Below are 24,093 nucleotides of genomic sequence, written 5' to 3'. Positions count from 1 at the left end.
CCTGGGGACAGGGGTGTGCGCGGCGCCGGCCGGGTCGGCCTCGGCGTCGAGATCCGTGGAAGTGAGCCTCTTCGAGGTGAACGGACTACGGAACGGGCAGGCCCGCCGCGAGCTGACGGATCGTGTCCTGGAGCAGCGGTGCCACCGGACCCTGGGAGCCGGTGTGCACCCAGTGCAACGTCGCGACCTGGACCGCCGCTGCGACCGCGGCGGCCACCAGGCGCGGGTAGAGGTCGTGCTCGACGTCGGTGCCCGTACGGTCGGCGATCGCCGCGGCCAACTCCGTCTCGACGGCCGCGCCGACCCGGGCCAGCTCGCCGCGTACGGCGGGTTCGGTGAGCACCAGCCGGATCCCGGTGGCCCACTGCTCGTCGGGGACGTTGCGCTCCCGGTCCTGGCCCAGGGTGAACTGCGCCGCGACGGCGTGTTCGAGTGCCTCCCACAGCGGTTCCGACGCCGGCCGGGCGCGCAGCTCCACCGCGATCTGGCGGGCACGGTCGAGGTGCCGGGTGGCGACCGCCTCGGCCTTGCCGGTGAAGTAGTTGTTGAACGTACGAGGGGAAACACCGACCTCGGCGGCGATGTCCTCCACTCGTACGTTGTCGAAGCCGCGCTCGACCGCGAGCCGGATGGCGGCCCAGCTCAGCGCGATGCGGGTCTCGTACTTCTTGCGTTCCCGCAAGCCGGTGCGGGCACCGTCCCCGGTCGTCATGAGAACCAGCATGGCGAATTCTTGCGTGGCGCGCAAGATTGCGGACCGCGAAATTATTGTGTCGGCGTGAAGCTGGGCCCGTGCGGGGAGGCTCGCAGCATGTCGAGATCCCGGTGGTCGACCCTCGCCACGGCCCTGGTGGCCGGCGGGTTCCTGCTGACCGCGTGCGCTTCGTCGCCGAACCGGCCGGAAGGTACGCGGCAGTCCGGGACGCCGGTGGCCGGCAGCCATCAGCCGTACTCTTCCCCGCACGCTGTGCCGCACGCTGCCCCACGACCTGCCCCCACCTGCCCACCGCCGGCGCGCAAGGTGATCAGGTCGGCTCCGGGCAAGGGCATGACCGTCGCCCTCACCTTCGACGACGGCCCTGGTCCGGCGATGCTCGCCATCGCGAACGTGCTGCGCACCAAGGGTGTCACCGCGACGTTCTTCGACACCGGCGCCCACGACGACGCCGACCCGGCCACGGTCGCGAAGGTGGCCTCGATGGGATTCCTCATCGGCAACCACACCTGGGACCACGACTACCCTGCCCGAACCACCTCGGGCTGGACCGTCGCCTACCTCCGTGACCAGTTGGCCCGTACGTCCGCCCTGCAGCGGCGGCTGACCGGCAGGCCGACCTGCTTCTTCCGCCCGCCCGGCGGCTACCTGACCAACGTGCGGAAGACCGCGGCCCGCGAGGGCATGTCGACGGTGCTGTGGTCGGTGGACGCGAGGGACTGGGCCCAGCCCGGGTACGCCGACCCTGCCGCGGTGACGAGGATCGTCGCCCGAGCCACTTCGCCGGCCGCCGACGACCGCCGGCACCCGATCGTCTTGATGCATGCCGCCAAGGCGTCCCACGAGGACGAGTCGAAGGTCTCCTCCTACCGCGGCAACACCGTCGCGGCACTGCCCCGGATCATCGACTGGTACGCCGCTCACGGGTACCGGTTCGTCGACCTCCTCGGCCGGACCGCGAGCCAGGTCACCGCGGGGGAGGCCGGCACCCGGCCCTGAGGTTGCCGTCGCCGGCCGTCATCGGCCCCCGGGTTGACGACGTTCCGGTGCGGGGCTCGACACGTCTAGCCTTCGACGAGCTGCTCCTTGCCGTCGACTGCCTGGATCCCGCCGGTGGTGAACGGTGTGGGAGCGAGCGCGGCGTACGTGGCACCGGCGCTCGTCGAGGCGGACTCCACGAGACGGAAGCCGGTGGCCGGAGCCTCGGCGGTGAACAGGCGTTTGCCGGCGCCGACGGCGACCGGAAACGTCAGCAGGCGGTACTCGTCCACCAGGCCGGCCTCGTGCAGCGTACGGGCGAGCCTGCAGCTGCCGTGTACCTGGAGCTCCCCGCCCGGTCGCTCCTTCAGCCGGGCGATCTCGGCCAGTACGCCGTCCCCCGACAGCACGGTGGTGTCGTTCCAGTCCGGCTCGGTGACGGTGTTCGACACGAGGTACTTGGGCAGCCCGTTGAGTGCGGTCGCGGCAGGGTTGTCCGGGTCGGTGATCTGCTTCCAGAAGTCACGCATCATCACGAACGTGGTACGTCCCAGCAGGATCGCCTCGGCGCGGGCGAACCAGCCGTCGACGATCTTGCCCATGTCCTGGTCGGCGTGGGGGACCAGCCAGCCGCCGCGGGTGAAACCGCCGCTGGGGTCCTCCTCGACACCTCCGGGGCCCTGCATGACGCCGTCGACGGTGAGGAACGTGTGCACGGTGAGCTTCATGGCGATCTCCTTCTTCGATGAACGTGGCGGTCACCGGGCGTGAGGTCGGTGCCCTGTCGGTGTCATGGGAGTGACGCCGTGCCCGGCGGCTTTCACCCACCCTTCGATCCGGACCGGCCGGATTCGACATCCGTCCGGAGAGATCCTCCGGAGAAGTGCCGAGCCGCCGGTCCGGGCCGGCCTCTAGTGTGTGGCGCCATGACGCTCTCCACCGACGCCTGCCTGGCCGCCATCGCCGAACACTCCACCGGCTTCGCCGCCGCCGTCCGCGACAACCTGGACGCCCGGGTCGAGCACTGTCCCGAGTGGGACGTCGCCGACCTCGTGGCGCACCTGACCGAGGTGCACTGGTTCTGGCGGACGATCGCGGCCGAGCGGCTGACCGCGCCGCCGGAGGAGTCCAGGCGTCCGGCGCGTGCGGACCGGTCGGAGCTGGTCGCCACGTTCGAGCGGGGTGCCGCCGAGCTGGTCGACGTGCTCGGCAGGGCCGACCAGGACGCACCGGTGTGGACCTGGTTCCCCGGCCGTCAGGACATCGGCTTCATCACCCGCCACCAGGTGCAGGAGGCCGCAGTGCACCACTGGGACGCGGCGAACGCGGCCGGGACGACGTGGACGGTGCGACCGGAGGTGGCGGCCGACGCGGTGGAGGAGTTCCTCTCCTGCTCCCTGGCCGACGCCGACGACGTCGCGCGGTTGGACCGTTCGCTGTCCGGTCCCCTCGTGCTCACCGCCACCGACATCGACCGCTCCTGGACGGTTTCCCAGACCGACCCCGCCGCGGCGCTGACGTGGACCCCGGGCGCACACGGCGCGGTCACCGTCTCCGGCGCGGTCGCCGACCTGTTGCTGTGGATCTACGGCCGGGCGACGCTGCCCACCGGCCTGCCGGACCGGGTCGCCGAGTTCCGTGCGTTGAGCTCCACCGACTGAACGAGGGCGGCCCCTTTTCGCAAACACAGCCGGCGCAACCCCGCCGGCGCAACGCCACCGCGGCGGCCAGCTCCGGAACGCCGGCGAACACGGACGTACGCGAGGCCGGAAATTGCCCGGGCGGGCCTTGTCGTGCGCGCCGACGCCGATATCGCTAACCTGTTCCGATCCGGAAAGCGGACCTTTGACCGAGCCCTTTGGGGTCAAGGAGCAGGACCGATGAGTGACACGCCGTTGTACGACCGGTTGGTGGACGAACGCCTCGGGCGGGCGCCGCACGAGTTCGACGGATACGACACCTGGGATGATTCCGAAGAAGCGCGTGCGGCATTCGAGCGTGGAGTTGCGGAAGCGCGGCGAGCAGAGCGTCACCTGAAGTCGCAGGGCGTGAGTTTCGCTCGCCACGCAAGGGAAGTCATCGGTTCACGGTCCGTGGCGGACGGGTGAGGTCCGAGCCTCTTTCCGGTGGCCGGCGGTTTCTCGGGAAGGCGTCGACTCCGTTGTTTCAATGTGCATATCCGGAAAGTGGGACGTAGATGAGTCAGACGCTGGTCGTGTTTTTGTTTGGTGGTTTGTTCGCCGGAGCGCTCGCTCATTTCCTGCGCGGTGGGAGTAGCCGTATCGCGCGAATAGCGGCGGTGGTCCTGTTCGGACTCGGCCTGTTGTTCGCGCTGCTTCCCGCGCTGCGGCTGGGTTAGGTCGGGTCAGGTTCTCCGGCGTTTTCCCGTTCAGTTCTCCTGGTTCGTCGCGGTCTCCGCCGTCGAGGAGGCCGCGACGGCCGGGGAAGCCGCACCGGACGAGGGAGTCGCCGGGGCACGCAGGTTCTCCACGAGGGTCTCGACCAGACCCGGCCGGTCGAGGTCGGGGACGACGCGGTGCAACGTCGACAGCACCAGCGCCAGTGCCAGACAGGTCGCCCCGGCGACACCGCTCACGCCGCCGACGTAAGCCCCGGCAAGCTGGCCCGGGCTCAGGTCGACCGGCGGGGTCAGCCCGCCCCGGTCGGCGAGTCCGATGGCGAGGACCGCGACCACCAGGAACGCCCCGCCCACCAGGGCGAGGCCGGCCACCGTGCGGTGGTGGGGGTTGGAAGGCTCGCGAACGGGTTCGTGCCGTTGACCCAGGACGAGCAGGTAACCCGCCGCGGCGGCCCAGATTCCTACGATGAGAAGCGCCGCCAGGGCGTCGCTCGGCCGGTGCCACCCGGCTGACAACGTGGCGATCCCGGTGAGCGCGGTGTAGACGGCGCCGAGGATGGCGGCCAGGCCACGCAGCCGGGGCGGAAGGACCAGCATGGCGGCGACGGCGATGGACGCGGCGACCGTCACGTGCCCGCTCGGCATGCTGTTGGGCGCACCGATGTTGGTGCCGGCGATCCCGAGGTCGGGCCGGTCGATCACGTAGTCCTTGAGCACCTGGCAGGTGAGGTTCGCACCTGCGACGAGGACGGTGGCGACCAGTGCCAGCCGGATCCGACGGCGGACGAGCGCGATGAACGCGACAACGGCCGTCGCCACCACCAGGGACGCCAGCGAGACGGCGTCGAGGACGACGGTGACGAGCCCGTCGGCCTGGGCCCGGCCCATGCCGCTCGCCCGGAGAACGCTCGCGTCCAGCACCTGGCCGTGCGGCGTACGGATGAAGATCCACCACACGAACACGAGTACCGCTGCCTGCGCGAGCACGAGAACGGCCAGCCATCCGGCGACCAGGCTCTTGACGAGGCGCTGCATCTGGTCAGCCTTCCGATCGGTTCCTTGAGCGTGCCGAGCCCCCGCGAGCCCGGCGGTACGGGGGAAACCATCAGGCCCGCGGCGGACCCGGCACTACTGCGGTAACGCACGAACCCGAGCCGGGTCACGCCCGCGGTCTGACCGCTATCGGTCATCTGGCGGTGGCCGTAGCCGCCGGTTCGCCGGTCGACCGGGCCGGTTGCGGTCGCGGCGCCCCTCGGCACGGAGCTCGTTGGCAGGCTGGCGTACGCATGGATCGTCGACGTACGTACGGCGGGCCCCCGAAGGTCCGGCGGTGAGGGAGACGCGATGAACGACCGACCGGTGTACTCCGCCGCGGTGATCGGATGCGGGACCGGCGGGATGCTCAGCGTCCGCGCGCTCGCCGCCTCGGAGCGGTTCCGGTTGGTGGCGGCGTGCGACCTGCGGCCCGACGTCCGGGACAAGCTCGCCGCCGACCACCCGGGGATCCGCACCTACGCCGACTATCGCGAGCTTCTCGCCGACGCGTCCGCGGCCGCCGGAACCGACGGCGCGATCGACGTCGTCTGCGTGTCGACGTACGCCCCGACTCATGAGGAGATCGCGCTGGCCGCGCTGGCGAACCGTCCGCGGGGCCTGCTGGTGGAGAAGCCGCTCGGCGACACGGCCGCGGCAGGCCGGCGCATCCTCGATGCGGTGACCGGGAGCGGGACGCCGCTCGCCGTCCCACACGGGCTCGTCGCCCGGCCGACCTCGCTGGAGATCCTGCGCCGGGTGCGGGCAGGGGACATCGGCGAAGTGCGGCTGGTGGAGATCGAGTGTGCCGGCTGGGACATCATCAACGCCGGCATCCACTGGTTCCAGTACGCCGTCAACCTCCTGGGCTCCGATCCGTTCGCCGGCGTACTGGCGACATGCGACACCTCGAGCCGGACGTTCCGCGACGGCATGCGGGTGGAGACCGAGGCGGTGACGTACGCCTGGACGCTCGGCGGCGCCCGGGTCGTGCTGCACAGCGGCGACTATGTGGCGCAGAGCCGGCCCGGCAAGGACACCCTGTTCCGCGTCGTGGGCACCGAGGGGCTGGTGGAGTTCTGGGGGTGGGAGAACGGCTACCGGATCGTCGCGCGGTCCGGTCCCGCCGACGTGGGACCGATCCCCGACGCCGACCGGTCGCCGCACCAGGTGCACCTGGAGGAGCTGGCCCGCCAGATCGACGAGGGCGGCCCGGACCACAGGCCGGACTACACGGTCGCCGACACCTCGCTGCGGGCGCTGGAGTTGTGCGAGGCGGCGTACCTCTCGCATCGGCACCGTTGTGTGGTCACGTTCCCGCTGTCGGAGTTCGTGCCGCCCGGGGCGTCGGACTGGGATCCGGGTACGCCGTATCCCGGTGAGGGCGGCGGTCGCGACGGGCGCCGACTGGAGGCACGATGACCACCATGACCGCGATGACCAACGCAAGCACCTCGAGAACCGTCTTCGGCGTGGTCGGCAGCGGCTGGCGAACGGAGTTCTACCTCCGGATCGCCGCCGCGTTGCCCGACCGCTTCGGCGTGGCCGGCGTGGTCGCCCGCAGGCCCGAACGCGCGAAGGAACTCCGGGAACGTTTCGGCGTACCGACGTTCGACTCGGTGGACGCGCTGCTCGACGACGCAGGCCCCGACTTCGTGGTCACCTCGGTGTCGTGGGCGGCGAACCCCGGCATCGTGGTGGAGCTGGCCCGGCGCGGTGTTCCGGTGCTGAGCGAGACGCCGCCGGCGCCCGACCTGGACGGAATGCGCGCGCTGTGGGACGAGGTCGGCGACACCGCGATCGTGGAGGTCGCCGAGCAGTATCCGTTCCTTCCGGAGTACGCCGCGCGGGTGGAGGTGTGCCGTTCGGGCCTGCTCGGCAAGGTGACCTCCGCCCACCTGTCGGCCACCCAGACCTACCACGCGATCGCGGTGCTGCGTACGTTGCTGGACGTCGGGTTCGCCGACGCGGAGGTGGCCGGAACCGCGTTCACCAACCGCCTCCAGCGCGGTCCCGACCGCGACGGCTGGCCCGTCCGGGAGGAGCTGGTGGACGCCGGTCAGGTGATCGCGACGCTGGACTTCGGCGACCGGCTCGGCGTCTACGACTTCACCGCCGGGCAGTGGTTCCACCCGATTCTCGGCAACCGGATCGTCGTACGCGGCGAACGTGGCGAGGTCGTCGACGACCGGCTCACCCACCTGCCCGACCCGTCCGCGCCCGTGCAGACGTCGTTCACGCGTCAGCAGACCGGACTCGGCGGCGACCTGGAGGGATTCCACCTCCGGGCGCTGTACGCGGGAGAGCGCCGCGTGTACGCCAACCCGTACGCGCCGGCGAGGATGCCCGACGAGGAGATCGCGATCGCCACCTGCCTGACCCGGTTGGCCGCGCGGATTCACTCCGGTGGGCAGGCATCGGGTGGTTACTCGCTGGCGGACGCCTGCCAGGACCACTACCTCGGGCTGGTCGTCTCCGAAGCCGTGGCGTCGGGGACGCGGATCCGCACCACCCGCCAACCCTGGGCCCGCTCCTGACCGGCCAGGGCCAGGCATACGCACGTACGGATCCGTCGACATCGAGCGGGTACTCGTCCGAATCAGTGTGCGCGGCGAAGTGTGGAGACCTACGGGGCCTGGGACCCCCGTAGGTCTCCACACTTCACGAAGGGAACCCGGCGTGACCGGGTGCGGTCAGCGGATGGCGGTTCGTTGACGGCGTCCCGAGGCGGCTCCTAGCCTCCGGCCAATGTGAAATCGATTTCTGGCCGCTGATCGGGAACGGGAGCCGGGCTATGCGACGCAGGACACTCCTCACCACAGCCGCGCTGGCGGGTCCACTGGCCGCCGTGGCCGGACCACAGGCCGCCAGGGCCGAGGGCCCGAACGGCAGCACCAACGACAACCCGGGCAGCGGCCACGGCCAGCCGGCACCGAGGTCCGTCGGCGCGGCGGTGCCGATGCTGGCCCCCGGGCCGAGCGTGCCGGGCCCGACGCTCGCGGAGAAGGTCGCCAAACTGACCGGTCCCGACTCCGTCAACCACACCGACACCCGCTACCAGGTGATGGGTACCGATCTCGGCGCGATGTGGGACAACGGTTCGGGTCAGGTGCTGATGGCGTTCGGCGACACCTTCGGGGAGGGGCAGGTCGGCGGCGGGCAGTTCGGCCAGGACTGGCGGTCCAACGTCCTCGCGCGGTCGTCCGACCACGACCTGTCCGACGGGATGACCTTCGACGACATGGTGGTGGACCGGCCGGGGCACGCCAAGGAACTCCTCGCGTCGAAGAAGATCGACAACGACGAGATCACCGTCATCCCCAACTCCGGCGTCAGCGTCGGAGACCGGCAGTTCCTGCACTACTTCTCCCAGAACCACTGGGGTCCCTGGAACACCAACTACGGCGGCATCGCGTACTCCGACGACAACGGGCAGACCTGGACCAAGAGCGACGTCCGCTGGCAGAACTCCGCGCCCTTGTGGGGACGCGGCTTCCAGTTGGGTTCGCTGGTACGCCACGAAGGGTTCGTGTACCTGTTCGGCACCGGCAGCGGCCGGCTGTACGACATCAGGCTGGCCCGCGTCCCGGAGGCGCGGGTGCTCGACATGGGCGCCTGGAGGTACTGGAACGCGCGCGCCTGGACCGCCCGGGAGGCCGACGCCGTCCCCGTCGTGGCGGCGCCGTCGGGTGAGATGTCCGTGCTGTACAACGCGTATCTCGGCCGGTGGCTGATGATGTACCTCGACGAGTACCGCGCCGCGATCGTCATGCGCGAGGCACCGGACATCACCGGCCCCTGGAGCGGCGCACGGGTGGTAGTCCGCGGCGGCGAGGGTGGTGAATATCCCGCGCTGTACGCGCCGTTCATGCATCCGTGGTCGGCGGCCTCCGGTGACCGGGAGCTCTACTTCGCGATGTCGCAGTGGGGCCCGTACAACGTCTTCCTCATGCGCACCACGCTCGACCGGGCCGTGGACACCGCCAACCTGCTCAGTGACCCGGGCTTCGAGGAACAGCCCGACCGACAGGTGCGGGTGCCGTGGTTCCTCTGTGGCCAGGGCGGCATCGACCGCGACGGCCAGCAGTCGTACGCCGGGAAGAACAACGGGTACGTGCGCGCGGCACAGGGGTGGAACGCCCTCACCCAGGCCGTCGTGGTGCGGCCGAACCGCCTGTACCGGCTCACCGCCTGGGTGCGGTCCTCCGAACGTGACGTACCGGACGGCGCTCTGGGCGTACGCGGCCGGCGCGGCGAGATCGCCCGGACGTCGTTCGGGCACCTGGCCGCCTACACGAAGGTGAGCGTGGACTTCAACCCCGGCGACAACGCCGACATCGAGGTCTTCGCCGGCTTCTGGGGAGCGGGTGCGGACGCCTGGCTGCAGGTCGACCAGATGTCGCTCGTCGCGTTGTAGGAGCAGGTCACCAGGCAGCCCTAGGGTGGTAGCGGCGGCCACTTCGCAACCCACCCGAGGAGCTTGCTGATCCCGATGCCCATCTCCACAGCGGAGGTCGCGACAGAACGTCCCGACCGCTACGTCAAGCAGTTGGTCTCCCACCTCGGCCAGCTGGCCACCGCGGAGCTGGCCACCGCGGAAGTCGGCGCTGACGGCCGCGGCGTGATCGCGCTCGAGCGCGGGCAGTGCGTGCTGACGCCAGGCCCCGCCCATCTCGGCCTGATCGCCACCGCCGTCGACGCGGACGCGCTCGCCCGCATCCAGGACGTCGTGGCCCGCCATCTCGTGCGCTTCGCCACCCAGGAGGAGCTTCGGGTCGAGTGGACGGAGCCGGCCGACGGCGACGCCCTGGAGCTCGTCCAGCCCGTCGTCGTCGACTATCTCGAGACGCACTGCACCCCGCCGGACGACCTGCTCACCGAACTCGTCGTACGGACCAGGGAGGTGGCCGGCCACGCGGCCGGGATGCAGATCGCGCACGACGAGGGCGCCCTGCTGAGCATGCTGGTCCGGCTGGCCGGTGCCCGCACCGCACCGCGCTCGAGCTCGGCGTGTTCACCGGATACTCCTCCTTGTGCGTCGCCCGTGCGCTGCCCGCGGACGGACGGCTGCTCGCCTGCGACGTGAGCGAGGAGTGGACCTCGGTGGCGAGGGAGTACTGGCAGCGAGCGGGCGTGGCCGACCGGATCGACCTGCGCATCGGGCCGGCGCTGGACACCCTGCGGGCACTGCCGAACGAGCCGGCGTTCGACTTCGCGTTCGTGGACGCGGACAAGGACAACTACCCGGCGTACTACGAGGAGATCGTGCCCCGACTCACCTCCGGCGGGCTGGTGGTGCTGGACAACGTCTTCCGGGGCGGGCGGACGTTCGACCCGGCGTTTCGAGACGAGGCCGTTACGGCTATCCGCCGGGTGAACGAGCTGGTCCGCGACGACGAGCGGGTCGAGTCGGTGATGTTGCCCGTACGGGACGGGGTGACGCTCGCCCGCAAACGCTGACCCGAGGTATATAAGCGCTGTTATAGTTCCGGGCATGGTCCCTCCAGCGGCCGCGGACGACCGCGCCCGAAAGCCTGCCCGGCCACCATCTGGCCGGCAGCGCCCCGACCCCACCGAAGTGAGCCACTGGCGGCCGCTGCACCTTCTGCTGGCCGCGATGGACGACGAGATCGCCGCGCTGTACGCCGAGCGGGGCGTGACCGGGATCCGGCCGCGGTTCACCAGGCCGCTGATCCGGCTCGGCCGGGAGGGCCCGATGACCATCCGGGCGCTCTCCGACGCGCTCGGCGTCAGTCACTCCGCGATGAGCCAGACGGTCGCGGCGTTGCGCCGGGAGGGGTTCGTCCGCAGCACTCCGGGCGCCGACGCCCGTACCCGCGAGGTGGCGGTGACACCGCGCGCCCGTGAGGTGCTGCCGTTCCTCGAGGCGGAGTGGCGGGCCACCGAGCGCGCCGTCGCCGACCTCGAGGCCGAGATTCCGTACGCGCTGAGCCAGGTGGTCCGCGACCTGGAGGCCGCGCTCGCCCGGCGGTCGTTCAGGGACCGGATCGCGGCGCACCTGGACGACGGGGACGGCGCGCCGTGAGCTTCTTCGACGGGTTCCTGGACACCCGGCCGCTGCGGTCCAGTCCAGCGTTCCGCCGCCTGTGGGTGGGCACCACGCTGTCCCGGCTCGGCGGGCAGCTGACCATGGTGGCGGTGCTCTACCAAATGTGGGAGCTGACCGGCAGTCCGGCGGCCGTCGGGCTGCTCGGCCTCGTCCAGGCCGTGCCGATGGTGGTGTTCGGACTGGTCGGCGGGTCGCTGGCGGACGCGTGCGACCGCCGCCGCCTCGTCCTGGTCACGACCGCCGTGCAGCTGGTGCTCGCCGGGCTGCTGGCGGTGCAGGCGTTCACCGAACTGCGTTCATACGCCGTCCTGCTGGTCCTCGTGGCGGCGCAGAGCGCGGGTGGTGCGCTGGGCGCGCCGGCGCGGCGTACCTTCGTCCCGCGGTTGCTGCCCACCGAACAGGTGACCGCAGGTGTGGCGTTGTTCCATGTCAGCTTCCAGCTCGCCATGCTCGGTGGGCCGGCGCTGGGCGGCCTGGTCATCGCGCACGCCGGGGTGGGCGTCTGTTACCTGGTGGACGCGGTCGCCTTCCTCGCCGCGCTGTACGGCGTGCGTGGGTTGCCGGCGATGCGACCGGTGGGCACCGCCGCTCGCCCCGGCATCCGTACCGTCTGGGAGGGCTGGCGGTTCGTCGCGAGCAGGCCGGCGTTGGGTGGCGCGTTCCTCACCGACGTCTTCGCCACCGTGCTGGCCATGCCGGTCGCGTTGTTCCCGGTGGTCAACTCCGAGCGGTTCGGTGGCCGGCCGGAGACGCTGGGGCTGTTCTTCACCGCGATCGCGGTGGGCGGGGTGTGTGCGGGGGCGGTGTCGGGGCGCGTCACGCGGTCCGGCCGGCCGGGCGTGGTGATGCTGGTGACCGCGGGGGTGTGGGGCGTGGGCCTGGCGGGGTTCGGGCTCGCGCCGTATCTCTGGCTCGGGCTCGGCTGCCTGGCGGTGGCCGGCGCGGCGGACACCTTCTCGGTGATCTCGCGTGGATCGATCGTGCAGCTCGCGACCCCCGACTCCCACCGCGGTCGGGTCAGCGCCGTCGAGCATGTCATCGGGGCTTCCGGGCCCGACGTGGGCAACTTCCGGGGCGGCCTCGTGGGCGACCTGACCTCGGCGACGTTCGCCCTCGTCGTGGGCGGGGTGATGTGTGTGGCCGGAGTGGCGGGGGTCGCCGCCACCAACCGGAGCCTGCGGACCTTCACCTCGACGGCCGAGGTACCCGAGGTGCCCGATGAGTCCGACGAGGGGTTGCGCGCAGCCGTGTGAGTCCGCCATGCTGCTCCGAAACTACTTCGACCTCGAACTTGTTCGGTGTGGCTGGTCCGTGGTCGTGGCGAACGGAGTCCCGCATGGCAAGGCGATTTCCGCTGTGGGTCACAGCGTCCGTGGTTGCGTTGACGGTGGGGCTCGCGGCGCCACCGGCCGAGGCGGCCACACGGGAGGCTCCGCCGCGGCTGCCGGACACCTACGTCGTGTCCGCGGAGCCCGGCATGGTGCCGGAGGGCATCGCCGTGCACCGGGACGGCCGCATGTACGTGACGTCGGACGCCACCGGCGCGCTGTTCGCGGGAGACGTGCGCACGCCGTCGATGCATCCGTTCGCCGTCGGCGCCGTGGACCGGCCGAGTTCGCGCGGCGTGCACACCGACACGGCGGGGCGGGTGTGGTCGGTCGGCGCCGGCACCCTGACCGTGCACTCGCGTACCGGCCGGCTGCTGGCCACACGCACCGCGCCGGACGGTCCGCTGGGACCTGCCGACCTGAACGACCTGGCCATCACCGCCGACGCCGTGTATGTCACCGACTGGGCCAACCCGATCGTCTACCGCGCGCAGCTCCGGCACGGGCGGCCCGGACCACTGCAACCCTGGGTTGACATCCGGTCGGCGTTCCCGCAGTTCCCGGCGCAGTACTGGCTGCTGAACGGCATCGTGGCCGACGCGGCTGGTGACACGGTGCTGGTGGCCTCGAACGGCACCGAGGCGGTCTGGCGGATCGACGTCGCCACCCGCACCGTCGAACAGCTCGATCTCGGCGACCAAAGTTTCGGCGCCGACGGCATGGTGCTGGCCGGCCGCCGGCTGTACGCGGTGCTCAACTACGGCGCCCCCAACGGCGTCTACGTCGCTGACCTCGATCCCGACCTGCGATCGGGCACCGTCACCCACAAGATCCTGACCGACGCCGACGGACAGGCGTTCGACCTCCCCACCACGCTCGCCCGCCACCGGTGCCGGCTGTACGTGGTGAACAGCCAGGGTGACCACCGGTCGGGGCAGCCGCCCTACACGGTGAGCACGGTCTCCGATCCCGCCTGCGGTGAGTGAGCGCCGGACCGGGCGGCGGCGCGTTCTGGAACAGCGCGGCGGCAACGTCGTCCTCGACCTGTTCGTGCTGCACCAGCACCTCGGCGGCCTGCTCGCGGCGGCGCTGGAGCCGACCGGCGTGACGCCCGCGCAGTACGCGGTGTACGGACAGCTCGGGCAACGTGACCAGACCCCGAGTGAGCTCGGCCGCACGCTCGGACTGCCGTTGCCCACACTGTCGGGCTACCTCGCCGCGATGGACCGCCGCGGCGACATCGCCCGCACCCGCAGTGATCGCGACGGGCGTTCCCACGTCGTCGCGCTGACCGAGGCGGGCCGAGCGCGCCTGGAGGACTGCCGGCCGAGGATGCGGAAGGTGGTGGCCGCACTGAACGCCGAACTCGGCGGCCGGGATGCCGCCGAGGGCGTACGGGACGTGCTCGCCGGGCTGGACGACGCCATCCGGGCCGTCATCACGGCCTAGCGTGGTTGTCGACCTAGACAACGTCGAACTCGTTGCCTTCCGGGTCCTGCAGCAGGACGGCGTAGTGCCCCATGCCCGGCTCGTCCGTGACCCGAAGTACGGTGGCGCCGGCTTCGACCAGCCTCTCGACCGTGGTGCTCACCCGCTGCCTGCGGACCGCCAGCGGGACGTCGCGCCCGCCGCCGACCTTCAGGTCGAGGTGGATGCGGTTCTTGGCGGCCTTGCGTTCCGGTACCTGCTGGAACCACACCCGGGGCCCTCGTCCTGCCGGATCGACGATCGACTCGGGGGTGTCGCCCGCACCCGGGGGCAGCTCCTCCTCGGGCACCCCCATGGCTGCCCAGTACTCCCGCCACGTCGCATGGCTACCGGGTGGAGGCTCGGGTACGTAACCCAGAGCCTCGCTCCAGAACGCCACCAGTCTCTGCGGGTCGGCACAGTCGATCACCAGTTGCAGCGTGAGTTCCATGGCCGGAGCCTGACAGAGAACTCCGACATCCCCGGCTGGACCATGGTCAGCGCAGGACGCTGGAGACCCCGCCCCACAGGTGGGCGCGGAACGTCTCGTCCTCGTACGCCACGGGCAGGTGCCCGAGCGAGGTGTACCACGCCTTCGCCCGGCCCACCTCGGTTCGCCAGCAGATCGGGTGGTCGGGCCCCATGCCGGAGGAGCCGACGTCGTAGTCGTCCTCGTTCACGGTGGCCAGGATCTCGACGCTTCCCCGCGGGTTGGTGTCGAACGCGTACCACTCCTCGTGCCAGGACCACGGCGTGGGCAACGGCTTGGTGGAGGGGTCGTCGGTGCGTTCGACCTGGATGCGCGCGGTCTGCAGCTCCCGTGGGTGGGAGGTGAAGCGGGCGCCGACAAGTCGGCCGTAGAGAGGCCAGTCGCGCTCGGCGTCCGAAGCCACGTGGATCCCGGCGAAACCTCCGCCGTCCGCGGTGAACTCCTCGTACGCCTGCCGCTGGGCGGCGTCCAGCAGACCGGTCCCGGAGGTCTGCAGCCAGACCACCGCCGCGTACCCGCTCAGGTTGGCGGACGTGAACGCGTCACCGGACTCGGTGTGGTCGAGGTGGACCGACGCCTCCGCGGCGAGGTCGCGCAGCGCGGCGACCCCCGCCTCGATGGACTCGTGCCGGTATCCGGCCGTACGCGAGAACACCAACAGCCTGGTCATGGCGCGACCCTACGGCCTTGCGCTGCGACCCGCCCACCCGCGCCGGTTGGCCGCTCGCTTTCGTCTGCGGTCTCCGAGCAGCCGAAGTTTGTGCTCAGCGCAGGACCAGGACTGCAACTGTTCCGATCACCAGATTGGCGGCCACATGAACCAGGTAAGGAATGAGAACCCCGCCGCTGCGTAAGCGCATCACCCCCAGGGCGAATCCCCAGCTTCCCGCCATGATCATGCCCACCACACCGGATGGAAAGCCTGCGAAGTGCGCCACCCCGAACAGCGCTGCTTGCAGAACGACCCCCGCCCGGGCGCCCCACACAGCGGCAAGTTCGCTCAGCAGCACCCCCCGGAAGAGCAACTCCTCCCACACCGGATTGACCACGGCGAATCCAGCGATGCCCAAGATAGCCAGCCACAGTGGAAGCCGCTGTAGTTCACGAAGGTACTCGGCGGGTTCGGGGCGCACCACGAGTGCCCACACCGTGAGGGCCGCCCCACTGAGCAGCACGGTGGCCAGACCGAGCCACGGGGCCTCCCGCGTCACGACTCCCGGCCTCAGCCAATGAGCCGCCGGATGCAGTGCGGCACTTCGGCCGACGAGTAGTAGACACGTCAAAGGAAGCACACTCACCAGAACGGTGGTGACGGCGGGAGGTAGATCGCCGAGCGCGCCGATCGCGAAGCAGCCGAGGAGTGGACCGATGAAGAGCGATGTGCGGATCGCCTCCGCGGACCGCAGGAGAACTGCTGCCCCGATCACCACTGCCGCGGCCGCAACCAAGACACCAGAACGCGTGGGGTCCTCCGGACGGAGGGGAACGATCGCACAGGCGCCCAGTGCGAGGATGCACAGCCCTGCGCCCACCGCCCGGCGCGGGCGAGCCATGCTCGGACGATCAGATGCTGTGGCCAGTGACGAGTGCTCCAGTTCAGGCACCGAAGAGCTCCTACCAGCGATGGGTTCGGCGGTTCCCGTCAGACTACTTCGAAGCTTCGGTGGCCGGATTGGCCAGAGCGGCTTCTAGGGTCGGGGTCATGGCTGAACTGGAGATCGACGCCCTCGTGTTCGACGTACTCGGCACGCTCGTCGACGAGCCTGCCGGTCTCCGCGCGGGAATCGGTGAGCTCGACCCGTCGCTGGAGGACTCCAGGCTCGAGCAGCTCCTGGCGCAGTGGCAGCAGCACATCGAACGCGAACAGCGGCGGGTGCTCGACGGCGACCGGGCCTACGTCACCACCGAGGTCCTCGACGAGGAGGCCGCCCGGCTGGTCGCCGACACAGCCGGAGTCGAGGACCCGGCCGCGGTGGCGAGACTGGCCCGGTCGGGTCGCCGGCTTCCGCCGTGGCCCGACACCGTGGCGGGGCTTGCCGCGCTCGCCGAGCGGTTTGCGCTGGTCGGGCTGTCAAACGCGAGCCGTACGGCGCTGCTGGAACTCAACGCACACGCCGGACTGCGCTGGCACCAGGCCTTGTCCGCCGAGGACGCCCACACCTACAAGCCGAACCCGGCGGTCTACCAGGTGGCCGTCACCGTCTCCGGTCGGCCCCCGGAGCGGCTGCTGATGGTGGCCGCGCATGCCTGGGACCTGCGGGGTGCGCAGCGGCTCGGCCTGCGCACCGCCTACGTCGCCCGCCCCGTCGGCGACCCGCCCTCGCCGTCGGACCGGTTCGACGTGTACGCCGACGACCTGGCCGACCTGGCCCGCCAGCTCGGCGAACGGTCGTCGACCGCCCGCCAGCCCGCACCGCACCGACTGGTTCAACGACGGACGCGATAGCGGACGTGGGTGGCGTCCGGTGTGTCGATCGCCCGAACAATCCCAGCTCGATCCGCGACGGCACCACGTCGAACAGTCGACGACCGGCGCGGACAGCACCGGGACCTGGTGGATCTGCAGCTCATCCAGCACGCCCGCCTGAAGCGCCCGCGTCGCGGTGTACGCGCCGTGGACCGCGACGTCCCGGTCGCCCGCCGCGGGACCACGCCGCCGGCGGCACCGTCACTCCCCACCGGACGCGCCACACCTGTAGGGGGGAGGCGCGCTAGGCGGATCCGCCGTTGCTCAGCAGCAGTTGGCCGTTGACCCACTGCCCGCGCGGCGAGCAGAGGAACTCGACGAGATTCGCCGTGTCCTGGGGCGTGCCGAGTCGGCCGAGCGGCGTCTGCGTGACGCAGGCCGCCCGCAGTTCGTCACTCATCCAGCCGGTGTCCACCGGGCCGGGATTGACGACGTTGGCGGTGACGCCGAGGTGGGCGAACTCGTGGGCAGCGGCCAGCGTGATCCGGTCCAGTGCGCCCTTGCTCGCGCCGTAGGGCAGGTTGCCGACCGTGTGGTCGCTGGTCAGACTCACGATCCGGCCGGTGCCGGGCACCCCGGCGAAGCGCCGTCCGTACTCCCGGATCAGCAGCCAGGTGGCGCGCGCGTTGACCGCGAAGTGCCGGTCGAAGCTCTCGACGGTGGTGTCGAGCAACCCGGAGTCGACGGACTCGCAGTGGCACATCACCAGGGCGGTGACGCCACCCAGCCGGCTCTCGGCCTCGTCGAACACCGCTGCCGGAGCGTCCGGGTCGGACAGGTCGGCCTCGATGGCCGCCGTGGCCGCACCGCGCCCAGCGAGGTCGTCGCTGATCGCGTGCGTCGCGCCGGCCTCGGCGCCCCACGACATGCGCTGGTCGTAGGGAGTCCAGTACGTGAACGCGATGTCCCAGCCCGATTCGGCGAGTTGGCGGGCGATGCCCGCGCCGATGCCGACGGTCCGGCCGACGCCGGTGACCAGCGCCACCGGGCGGTCCGGTCCGGACTCGCCGGACTCTGTGGCCGCCTGGTTGGTTCCTTCGCTGTGGCTCATCGCGGAGGATTGTGCTGGACCGGTCGACAACCGGCAACCGCGTTTCGGCCGGCTTTCGCCACTGGTGGTCGATCAGCCACCGGCGATGTTGACCATCCACGGAATGCCGAACCGGTCGGTGCACATGCCGAACTCGTCGCCCCACATCTGCTTCTCCAAGGGGACCGCCACATGGCCTCCGTCGGACAGCTGCTGCCAGTAGCCACGCAGGGTGTCGGCGTCGTCTCCACTCAGGCTCACCGTGATGTTGTTACCCGGCTGGTGCTCCATGCCAGGAGGGTTGTCCGCGCCCATCAGGGTGAAGCCGTTGTCGGTCTCCAACATGGCGTGCATGATCTTGTCGGCGCCCGCTGCGTCCGGCGTACCGAACTCACCGAAGGTGCTCATGGTGAGATTGCCACCGAAGACCTGCTTGTAGAACTCCATGGCTTCCCGGGCGTTGCCGGGGAAGCTGATGTAGGGGTTGAGTCGAGAGGCCATGGATCCTCCTTGATTCCGGCCTTCGCGGTCTGTCCTGCGGACAGACCTTCGCGGTCTGTCCTGCGGACAGACCCTAGCGGCCAGCACCCCCGACGAAGGAGAACCCGACGAAGGCGTCGCCCCGGTCGTCACCCAGTGGCACGGTCGAGGCGGGTCACCAGGCCGGTGAGGCTGGCGTGGTCGAGCCCGAGACCGGGGAAGGAGGCCAGTGTGCTCATCGGCATCGTGCCGACCACCCGGACGAACCCCGCGTCGCGCAGGATCGGCAGGTCGAGGCTCTGCAGGAGTTCGGTCCCCTGCGGGTCGGCCCGCAGCGGGCCCGTGCAGCAGGTCGGCGCGGGGGGCCGGCGAACGCTCACGCCGGCCGCAGGGTCCGGGCCGCGCCGAGGTGACGCCGGCCTGCGGGCCGGCCAGCGGGTACCCGCGGCGCCCCATCGCGGCGCCGGCACGCCGGCGCCGAACAGGCCGCGGCGTCGATCTGCGCGCCGGCTGCGCCGGCCGTCAGGCGCACCCGCCGGCCTGCGGCCGCGGCCACCCTCGGCGGCGGTTGCGAGCGGGCCGGCCGACGGCCAGGGTGGAGTCGCCGGTCAGCGGCAGGGCGATCGAGGGGGCGTCGAGCCGGATCGTGGTGGTCGCGCGCAGGTCGCGTTAGGACGTGCCGACCGCGACCTCGAAGTCGCCCGCCTCGACCACCCAGTCGTGGTGGCGGATCGACCAGTACGCGAACGCCCGCCGGTCCAGCGTCATCGTGGCCGTACGGCCCTCGCCGGGCTCCAGCGCGACCTTGGCGAATCCCTTCAGCTCCCGCACCGGCCGGTCGACCGAGCACTCCGGGTCCCGTACGTAGACCTGGACGACCTCCGCGCCCGCGACCGGGCCGGTGTTCCTCACGGTCACCGACACCTCGACCGCCAGGTCGTCACCGGCCACGGAGCCGCTGGTGCGCACCGACAGGCCGCCGACGTCGAACGTGGTGTACGACAGGCCGTGCCCGAACGGGTAGCTGACCTCCTGCGCGGAGCGGTCGTGGCCGCGGTAGCCGACGAACACACCTTCGCTGTACCGCACCACGCCGCTGTCGCCGGGGAAGTTGAGGAACGACGAGTTGTCCTCCAGGCGTATGGGAATCGTCTCGGCCAGCTTCCCCGACGGGTTGGCCCGGCCGGTGAGGAGGTCGGCGACGGCGCCGCCCGCGGCCTGTCCGGACAGCCAGCTCTCCAGGATCGCGTCGGCGTCGCCGTCCCAGGTGGAGGTGCGCACGGCGGAGCCGTTGGACAGCACCACGGTCAGCGGGTGGTCGGTCGACTCCCGCAGCGCCGCCAGGAGCCTCAGCTGGCCGGCCGGCAGGTCCAGGTGCGTACGGTCGAAGCCCTCGGACTCCTCGGCGGCCGGCAGGCCGAAGAACACCACCACCCGGTCGGCGGCGCGGGCCACTCGCACGGCCTCTGCCCGCAGCCGCGCGTCCTCGTCCCCCGGCCCGTCGGCATCGGCCCCGTCCGCGTCGCCGCCGAGGCCGTATCCCGCCGCGAAGACGACCTCGACGTCCGGGCCGAGCCGGTCGCGCAGCTCCTCGACCGGTACGTCCACCCGGGTCGGGTTGACCTCGGAGCTGCCCCCCGCCCTGGAAGCGCGGTGTCCGGGCGAGTTCGCCGACGACCGCGACCGTGGCGCCCACCTCCGGCCGTAAGGGCAGTGCGCCGTGTTCGTTCTTCAAAAGAACCGCGGACTCCAGTGCGGCGAGGTGGGCCACCCGGCGGTGTTCGTCCTCGTCGAACGTGACCTCACCGTTCGCGGACCGGCCGACCAGTGCCAGCACCCGGCCCACCGCGTCGTCGAGCACGGACTCCGCCAGCCGTCCCTCGCGTACCGCGGCGACCACCGCGGCCGGGCTCAGCTCGAGGTTCGGCGGCATCTCCAGGTCCAGCCCGGCCTCGAGCGCGCGCACCCGGTCGTGCACCGCGCCCCAGTCGGAGACGACCAGCCCGGCGAATCCCCACTCCTCCCGCAGCACCGTCGTCAGCAGCCAGCGGTGCTCCGAGGCGTACGTCCCGTTGACCTTGTTGTACGCACACATCACGGTCCACGGCTGCTCGGTGCGCACGATGTGCTCGAACGCCGGCAGGTAGATCTCGCGGAGGGTGCGCTCGTCCACCTCGGCGCTCACCCGGAGCCGGTCGTCCTCCTGGTTGTTGGCGGCGAAGTGCTTCACCGACGTGCCGCCGCCTTGGCTCTGCACGCCGCGGACGAGGGCCGCGCCGAGCCGGCCCGCGAGGAAGGGATCCTCGGAGTAGTACTCGAAGTTGCGACCGCACAACGGCGACCGCTTGATGTTGACGCCGGGGCCGAGGACGACGGACACGCCCCATCGGCGCGCCTCGGTGCCGAGCGCTCGGCCCACGGTCTCGATCAGCCGGGTGTTCCATGAGCTGGCGAGGCCCGCCGCCGGTGGGAAGCACGTCGCGGGGACGCTACCGGACAGGCCCACGTGATCGGCCTCGGACAGCTGGGTGCGCAGGCCGTGCGGGCCGTCGGAGACCATGATCGCCGGGACGCCCAGCCGCTCCACCGGTGTGGTGTGCCAGAAGTCCGAACCGCTGACCAGCGCGGCCTTCTCCGCCAGGGTGAGCTCGCCGAGCACGGGCGGGAAGGAACCGTACGACTCGGACATGGTGGCTCCCTGGGAGCCGTGGGCTGGGGCCGTCGTGCATGGCACTGTAACCCCGCCCACCCACAGCCCCGCGCACATCCGCACCTCGAGAGGAGCGGGGCATCGCGTACGTGCCGTTCTTCGCCATCGCCGGTGCCGAACGCGAGGCGGGCGCGGCGTCCGGCCACAGCGAGGCGGTCCGGGCCGTCACCCGCGCGCACGGAACTCGCCCGCCTGGGCTGATCACGAGCCGTCGGGTGGCCGGAGTTCGTCGAGTACGCCGTCCGGTCCGACGTCGAGGTCTCCCCACGCGACGGCGACCAGCCTGCCCCGATGCGGCCGCGCCGTCACCGTCTCGGTGTTGGCGAGCGGATGCGCGAGGGCCCAGCGCGGGGTGACGTTCGAGAGTACGCCGGGAAGTGCGCAGCGATACAACCCGCCGTGCCCGACCAGGACCGTGTTACCCGCCCGGGTGCCCAACTCGTCGACGAACGACCGGAACCGCGCCCGGATCTCGTGCAGGTTCTCGCCCCCGCCCACCCGGCGGTCTGCCTCGTTGCGCACCAGCCAGGCCTCCAGCACCTCGTCGTACTCACGCCAGTGCGCGGGATCGCCGCTTCCCTCGTACGAGCCGACGTCGTACTCGCGCAGCGCGTCGGAGACGACGACGGGCACACCGAGTTCGTGACCCAGGATCCGCGCCGTCTGCACGGCCCGCAGCAACGGGCTCGTGTGGATGCGGCCCACCGTGAAGTGGTCCCCCGAGGTCCGGTCCCCCATGGGCCGGCCCACTATGGTCCGGCCCGCCAGCCGACGCGCGAGCGCGACTGCCTGCTCGCGCCCGCGGTCGGTCAGCGGGTGACTCGGCTCGCGGTTGGCGAAGACGTTCAGCAGGTTCGCGTGGCTCTCCCCGTGGCGGGCGAAGATCAGGCTCACCGATTCATACTCCCCACATGCCACCGACTCAGCTGCCGCCGACTCAGCTGCCACCGACTCGGCTGCCGCCGGAGAGCGCGGTGATCGTGCCGGTGCCCGAGGCGGAGCCTGCCGTGGGGCACCTCCGGTCACGGCTGGACCCAGCCGCCGCCGAGGGAGTGCCCGCGCACGTGACGGTCCTCTACCCGTTCGTCCCTCCGGCCCTGATCGATGCAAGGGTGCTGGCCAAGGCGGGCGAGGCGGTCCGCACGGTTCCGTCCTTCCGGGCTCGTTTCACGAGTGTCGAGTGGTTCGGGGACCAGGTGGTGTGGCTGTCCCCCGAGCCTGCCCGGGCGTTCGCCGAGTTGATCATCGCGGTGTGCGAACGCTTCCCGGAGTACCCGCCGTACGGCGGGGTCCACGCCGAGGTGGTGCCGCACCTGACCGTCGGCGACGGTGCTCCGACAGCCGAACTCCGCCGGGCCGCGGAGCTCGTGCGTGGCCACCTTCCGATCAGTACGGAGGTGGCCACGGCGCACGTCATCTGCGGATCGTCCGAGCCGGGTTCGTGGCACACCATCGCAGAACTCCCCCTCGGCCGACGCTGAGCCGGCCGTTCGCTCAGGTGCGGCCGCCGCGGCAGGTGGAACGCCACGACGTACGTACGGGACGACAACTCGCCGAACTTCTGCCCTGACCGCCGCGCACGGGTGACCGTCAACAACATCGCCTTCGGCCGTGAACGTGGCCGCGGCAACTACGAGCGGTTCGCCAACTCCTGATCGACACTGCACGGCCGGGGCGCACGGAACTGCTCGTGCGCCCCGGCCGGGCGGTCGGGAGCCGGCCCGGTCCTCAGGTCAGCTTGCCGTAGTTGGCGGGCGACCAGCCGAGCATCGCCTCGATGCGCACCATGCCCGACTGCTCCAGCAGGGTGACCGGGTTGGCGCCCTCGAACCTGTAGAGACCGGTCTTCGGGTCGCGGAACCGCTGGTACGACTGGTCGGCGTACCACTGCATCGCCTCGCGGTACGCCGGGTCCGGGCGAAGTGTCGACAGCTGCAGCAGGTTGGCGAAGAAGATCGCGTGGAACCGCGCGGGCTGGGTGAAGTAGCGCTCGTTCTCGGCGTAGAACGCGAGTGCCTTCTTCGCGGTGTCCTCGGCCTGGTCGAGGTACTCGCCGCTACCGGTCGCGCGGTGCAGCAGGACGCCGGCACCGATCATGACGCCCTGGTTGTAGGACCACTGCGTCTTCTGGATGTTGCCGGCGAGATCGACGTGGTCCCAGTACAGACCGTTCGGTGCCAGCATGTAGGTCCGCGTCCAGTCGTACATCCGGGTGGACCACTCGAGGTAGCGCGGCTGCCTGGTGATGAGGTACAGGCGGAGGCCCACCTCGGCACCGGGCGCGTTGGAGACGGTGTTGCGGTCATGGCTCCAGGGTGCCTGTGTCCAGAAGACCCCGCCGGGACACGGGTGCGTCGGGTCGTCGTCCCAGCCGAACACCACCAGGTCGAAAATCTGTGCCGCGCGACGCATGGAGGGCGCGTGCCCGCCCGGCGTCATCAGGTGATGCTGCAGGTCGGCCAGGCCGATCCACTCGTTGTCGTCGTAGAACTTGTCACCGCCCTGGCCGAGCGGCGGACGAAGGTAGGAGTCGTAGCCGGGCGGGTCGGTCTGGTCGTTCCAGTACTTCTCCACCGCCGTGAACCGGTCCGCCACGTCGGCGGCATACCTCGCACCCACTCCGGGAAGCCCGGCCATGTCCTGGGTCGCGACCATCGCCTGGGAGAAGGGCCAGACATAGGAGTACGGGTTGCCGCCTGCGTGCGGGTACTCCTCCAGGTAGAGCGAGGTCTTCGGGTCGTAGAAGTACCGCTGCAACGCGGCGTAGCTGGCCTGCGCGCGGCGCGCGTAGCGGCTCAGGTTCGCCGTCGACACAGTGCCGGCGTACGCGGGAGTGGTGGACACCGCGCCGACCGCTGCGGTAGTGGCCGCGGCCACTCCGCCGAGTAGGACGGCACGTCGCGACGGGGTGCTGAAGTGCTGGCTCACGGGAAACCTCCGAGTCGATGTGCCGCCTGGGCACGGGAC

The 24,093-nt window shown here is 71.0% G+C and carries 27 protein-coding genes and 1 pseudogene; 15 read left to right on the top strand and 13 right to left on the bottom strand.

Translation table 11 applies throughout. The annotated features are described in order from the left end of the window. Window positions 1–85: 85 nt before the first annotated feature. Entirely contained in the window at window positions 86–712 is a 627-nt protein-coding gene (locus tag BLU27_RS04240; protein WP_092657163.1) for an acyl-CoA-like ligand-binding transcription factor, read from the bottom strand. A 99-nt stretch (window positions 713–811) separates the two neighbouring features. On the opposite strand from BLU27_RS04240, the gene BLU27_RS04235 reads away from it, so the two are divergent. Beyond that, a complete protein-coding gene (locus tag BLU27_RS04235; RefSeq protein ID WP_092650720.1) occupies window positions 812–1,714 on the top strand; it encodes a polysaccharide deacetylase family protein in 903 nt (300 codons plus the stop codon). A 65-nt stretch (window positions 1,715–1,779) separates the two neighbouring features. On the opposite strand, the gene BLU27_RS04230 is transcribed toward BLU27_RS04235, so the two are convergent. Continuing rightward, window positions 1,780–2,421, bottom strand: a complete 642-nt coding sequence (locus BLU27_RS04230; RefSeq protein ID WP_092650718.1) for a dihydrofolate reductase family protein — start codon at window positions 2,419–2,421, stop codon at window positions 1,780–1,782. Window positions 2,422–2,619: 198 nt separating this feature from the next. Between BLU27_RS04230 and BLU27_RS04225 the strand changes: the two genes are divergently transcribed. The 3 genes from BLU27_RS04225 to BLU27_RS28765 all read left to right on the top strand — a co-directional run bounded on the left by BLU27_RS04225 (window position 2,620) and on the right by BLU27_RS28765 (window position 4,052). Further along, window positions 2,620–3,354: a maleylpyruvate isomerase family mycothiol-dependent enzyme gene (locus tag BLU27_RS04225; protein WP_092650716.1), complete on the top strand. Its 735-nt coding sequence runs from the start codon at window positions 2,620–2,622 to the stop codon at window positions 3,352–3,354. Between the two features lie 219 nt (window positions 3,355–3,573). Further along, on the top strand, window positions 3,574–3,801 hold the full coding sequence (locus BLU27_RS28770) for a hypothetical protein (RefSeq protein WP_157728205.1): 228 nt from the start codon (window positions 3,574–3,576) through the stop codon (window positions 3,799–3,801). A gap of 89 nt (window positions 3,802–3,890) precedes the next feature. Further along, window positions 3,891–4,052, top strand: coding sequence for a hypothetical protein (locus BLU27_RS28765; RefSeq protein ID WP_157728204.1), 162 nt, complete (start codon window positions 3,891–3,893; stop codon window positions 4,050–4,052). 30 nt (window positions 4,053–4,082) lie between these two features. Here BLU27_RS28765 and BLU27_RS04220 read toward each other — a convergent pair whose 3' ends face one another. Continuing rightward, on the bottom strand, window positions 4,083–5,087 hold the full coding sequence (locus BLU27_RS04220) for a phosphatase PAP2 family protein (protein WP_092650714.1): 1,005 nt from the start codon (window positions 5,085–5,087) through the stop codon (window positions 4,083–4,085). Window positions 5,088–5,396: 309 nt separating this feature from the next. Between BLU27_RS04220 and BLU27_RS04215 the strand changes: the two genes are divergently transcribed. The 9 genes from BLU27_RS04215 (at window position 5,397) to BLU27_RS04180 (ending at window position 13,931) form a co-directional block, all read left to right on the top strand. Further along, entirely contained in the window at window positions 5,397–6,506 is a 1,110-nt protein-coding gene (locus BLU27_RS04215; RefSeq protein ID WP_092650712.1) for a Gfo/Idh/MocA family protein, read from the top strand. 14 nt (window positions 6,507–6,520) lie between these two features. Next, on the top strand, window positions 6,521–7,621 hold the full coding sequence (locus BLU27_RS04210) for a Gfo/Idh/MocA family protein (RefSeq protein ID WP_157728203.1): 1,101 nt from the start codon (window positions 6,521–6,523) through the stop codon (window positions 7,619–7,621). A 257-nt stretch (window positions 7,622–7,878) separates the two neighbouring features. Continuing rightward, window positions 7,879–9,501 (top strand): DUF4185 domain-containing protein, encoded by a 1,623-nt coding sequence (locus tag BLU27_RS04205; RefSeq protein ID WP_092650708.1) that lies wholly within the window; start codon window positions 7,879–7,881, stop codon window positions 9,499–9,501. 75 nt (window positions 9,502–9,576) lie between these two features. After that, window positions 9,577–10,170, top strand: a complete 594-nt coding sequence (locus BLU27_RS29755) for a DUF2218 domain-containing protein (RefSeq protein ID WP_197681675.1) — start codon at window positions 9,577–9,579, stop codon at window positions 10,168–10,170. Continuing rightward, a complete protein-coding gene (locus BLU27_RS28755) occupies window positions 10,095–10,544 on the top strand; it encodes an O-methyltransferase (RefSeq protein WP_241827777.1) in 450 nt (149 codons plus the stop codon). Before BLU27_RS29755 ends, BLU27_RS28755 begins: the two co-directional genes overlap by 76 nt. 34 nt (window positions 10,545–10,578) lie before the next feature. Beyond that, the gene (locus tag BLU27_RS04195; RefSeq protein ID WP_197681673.1) at window positions 10,579–11,130 is read left to right on the top strand and encodes a MarR family winged helix-turn-helix transcriptional regulator; all 552 of its coding nucleotides are present in this window, start codon (window positions 10,579–10,581) and stop codon (window positions 11,128–11,130) included. Then, window positions 11,127–12,407 carry an MFS transporter gene (locus BLU27_RS04190; RefSeq protein ID WP_092650706.1) on the top strand — a complete coding sequence of 427 codons (1,281 nt, stop codon included), beginning with the start codon at window positions 11,127–11,129 and terminating at the stop codon, window positions 12,405–12,407. Before BLU27_RS04195 ends, BLU27_RS04190 begins: the two co-directional genes overlap by 4 nt. A gap of 83 nt (window positions 12,408–12,490) precedes the next feature. Further along, complete coding sequence (locus tag BLU27_RS04185) at window positions 12,491–13,468, top strand: SMP-30/gluconolactonase/LRE family protein (protein WP_092650704.1); 978 nt, start codon at window positions 12,491–12,493, stop codon at window positions 13,466–13,468. Then, window positions 13,461–13,931 carry a MarR family winged helix-turn-helix transcriptional regulator gene (locus BLU27_RS04180; protein WP_092650702.1) on the top strand — a complete coding sequence of 157 codons (471 nt, stop codon included), beginning with the start codon at window positions 13,461–13,463 and terminating at the stop codon, window positions 13,929–13,931. Before BLU27_RS04185 ends, BLU27_RS04180 begins: the two co-directional genes overlap by 8 nt. Window positions 13,932–13,944: 13 nt before the next feature. Here BLU27_RS04180 and BLU27_RS04175 read toward each other — a convergent pair whose 3' ends face one another. The 3 genes from BLU27_RS04175 to BLU27_RS04165 form a co-directional block, all read right to left on the bottom strand. Continuing rightward, window positions 13,945–14,400 carry a VOC family protein gene (locus tag BLU27_RS04175; RefSeq protein ID WP_092650700.1) on the bottom strand — a complete coding sequence of 152 codons (456 nt, stop codon included), beginning with the start codon at window positions 14,398–14,400 and terminating at the stop codon, window positions 13,945–13,947. Between the two features lie 46 nt (window positions 14,401–14,446). Continuing rightward, a complete protein-coding gene (locus tag BLU27_RS04170; RefSeq protein ID WP_092650698.1) occupies window positions 14,447–15,109 on the bottom strand; it encodes a ThuA domain-containing protein in 663 nt (220 codons plus the stop codon). 94 nt (window positions 15,110–15,203) lie between these two features. Then, window positions 15,204–16,043, bottom strand: coding sequence for a CPBP family intramembrane glutamic endopeptidase (locus tag BLU27_RS04165; RefSeq protein WP_197681672.1), 840 nt, complete (start codon window positions 16,041–16,043; stop codon window positions 15,204–15,206). Window positions 16,044–16,141: 98 nt separating this feature from the next. Here BLU27_RS04165 and BLU27_RS04160 point away from each other — a divergent pair, with 98 nt between their 5' ends. Beyond that, window positions 16,142–16,885 (top strand): haloacid dehalogenase type II, encoded by a 744-nt coding sequence (locus BLU27_RS04160; RefSeq protein ID WP_092650694.1) that lies wholly within the window; start codon window positions 16,142–16,144, stop codon window positions 16,883–16,885. A gap of 265 nt (window positions 16,886–17,150) precedes the next feature. Here BLU27_RS04160 and BLU27_RS04150 read toward each other — a convergent pair whose 3' ends face one another. The 6 genes and pseudogenes from BLU27_RS04150 to BLU27_RS04130 form a co-directional block, all read right to left on the bottom strand. Further along, window positions 17,151–17,957, bottom strand: coding sequence for an SDR family oxidoreductase (locus BLU27_RS04150; protein ID WP_092650692.1), 807 nt, complete (start codon window positions 17,955–17,957; stop codon window positions 17,151–17,153). 72 nt (window positions 17,958–18,029) lie between these two features. Then, entirely contained in the window at window positions 18,030–18,437 is a 408-nt protein-coding gene (locus BLU27_RS04145; protein ID WP_092650690.1) for a VOC family protein, read from the bottom strand. Window positions 18,438–18,565: 128 nt separating this feature from the next. Continuing rightward, complete coding sequence (locus BLU27_RS04140) at window positions 18,566–18,796, bottom strand: hypothetical protein (protein WP_092650688.1); 231 nt, start codon at window positions 18,794–18,796, stop codon at window positions 18,566–18,568. A 289-nt stretch (window positions 18,797–19,085) separates the two neighbouring features. Beyond that, window positions 19,086–20,024, bottom strand: a complete 939-nt coding sequence (locus tag BLU27_RS30195; protein WP_241827776.1) for a glycoside hydrolase family 3 C-terminal domain-containing protein — start codon at window positions 20,022–20,024, stop codon at window positions 19,086–19,088. Window positions 20,025–20,304: 280 nt separating this feature from the next. Then, window positions 20,305–20,976, bottom strand: a pseudogene (locus BLU27_RS30190) (aryl-beta-d-glycosidase); the annotation flags it as partial. Between the two features lie 351 nt (window positions 20,977–21,327). After that, entirely contained in the window at window positions 21,328–22,020 is a 693-nt protein-coding gene (locus BLU27_RS04130; protein WP_157728202.1) for a histidine phosphatase family protein, read from the bottom strand. A gap of 17 nt (window positions 22,021–22,037) precedes the next feature. Between BLU27_RS04130 and BLU27_RS04125 the strand changes: the two genes are divergently transcribed. After that, window positions 22,038–22,607, top strand: a complete 570-nt coding sequence (locus BLU27_RS04125; protein WP_092650686.1) for a 2'-5' RNA ligase family protein — start codon at window positions 22,038–22,040, stop codon at window positions 22,605–22,607. Window positions 22,608–22,854: 247 nt separating this feature from the next. On the opposite strand, the gene BLU27_RS04120 is transcribed toward BLU27_RS04125, so the two are convergent. Next, window positions 22,855–24,054, bottom strand: a complete 1,200-nt coding sequence (locus BLU27_RS04120) for a glycoside hydrolase family 76 protein (protein WP_092650684.1) — start codon at window positions 24,052–24,054, stop codon at window positions 22,855–22,857. Window positions 24,055–24,093: the final 39 nt, after the last annotated feature.

Source organism: Actinopolymorpha singaporensis, from assembly GCF_900104745.1.
GTDB classification, from domain to species: Bacteria; Actinomycetota; Actinomycetes; order Propionibacteriales; family Actinopolymorphaceae; genus Actinopolymorpha; species Actinopolymorpha singaporensis.
Note: the sequence above shows the minus strand (reverse complement) of the source record. Positions and strands in the feature narration are given on the sequence as shown.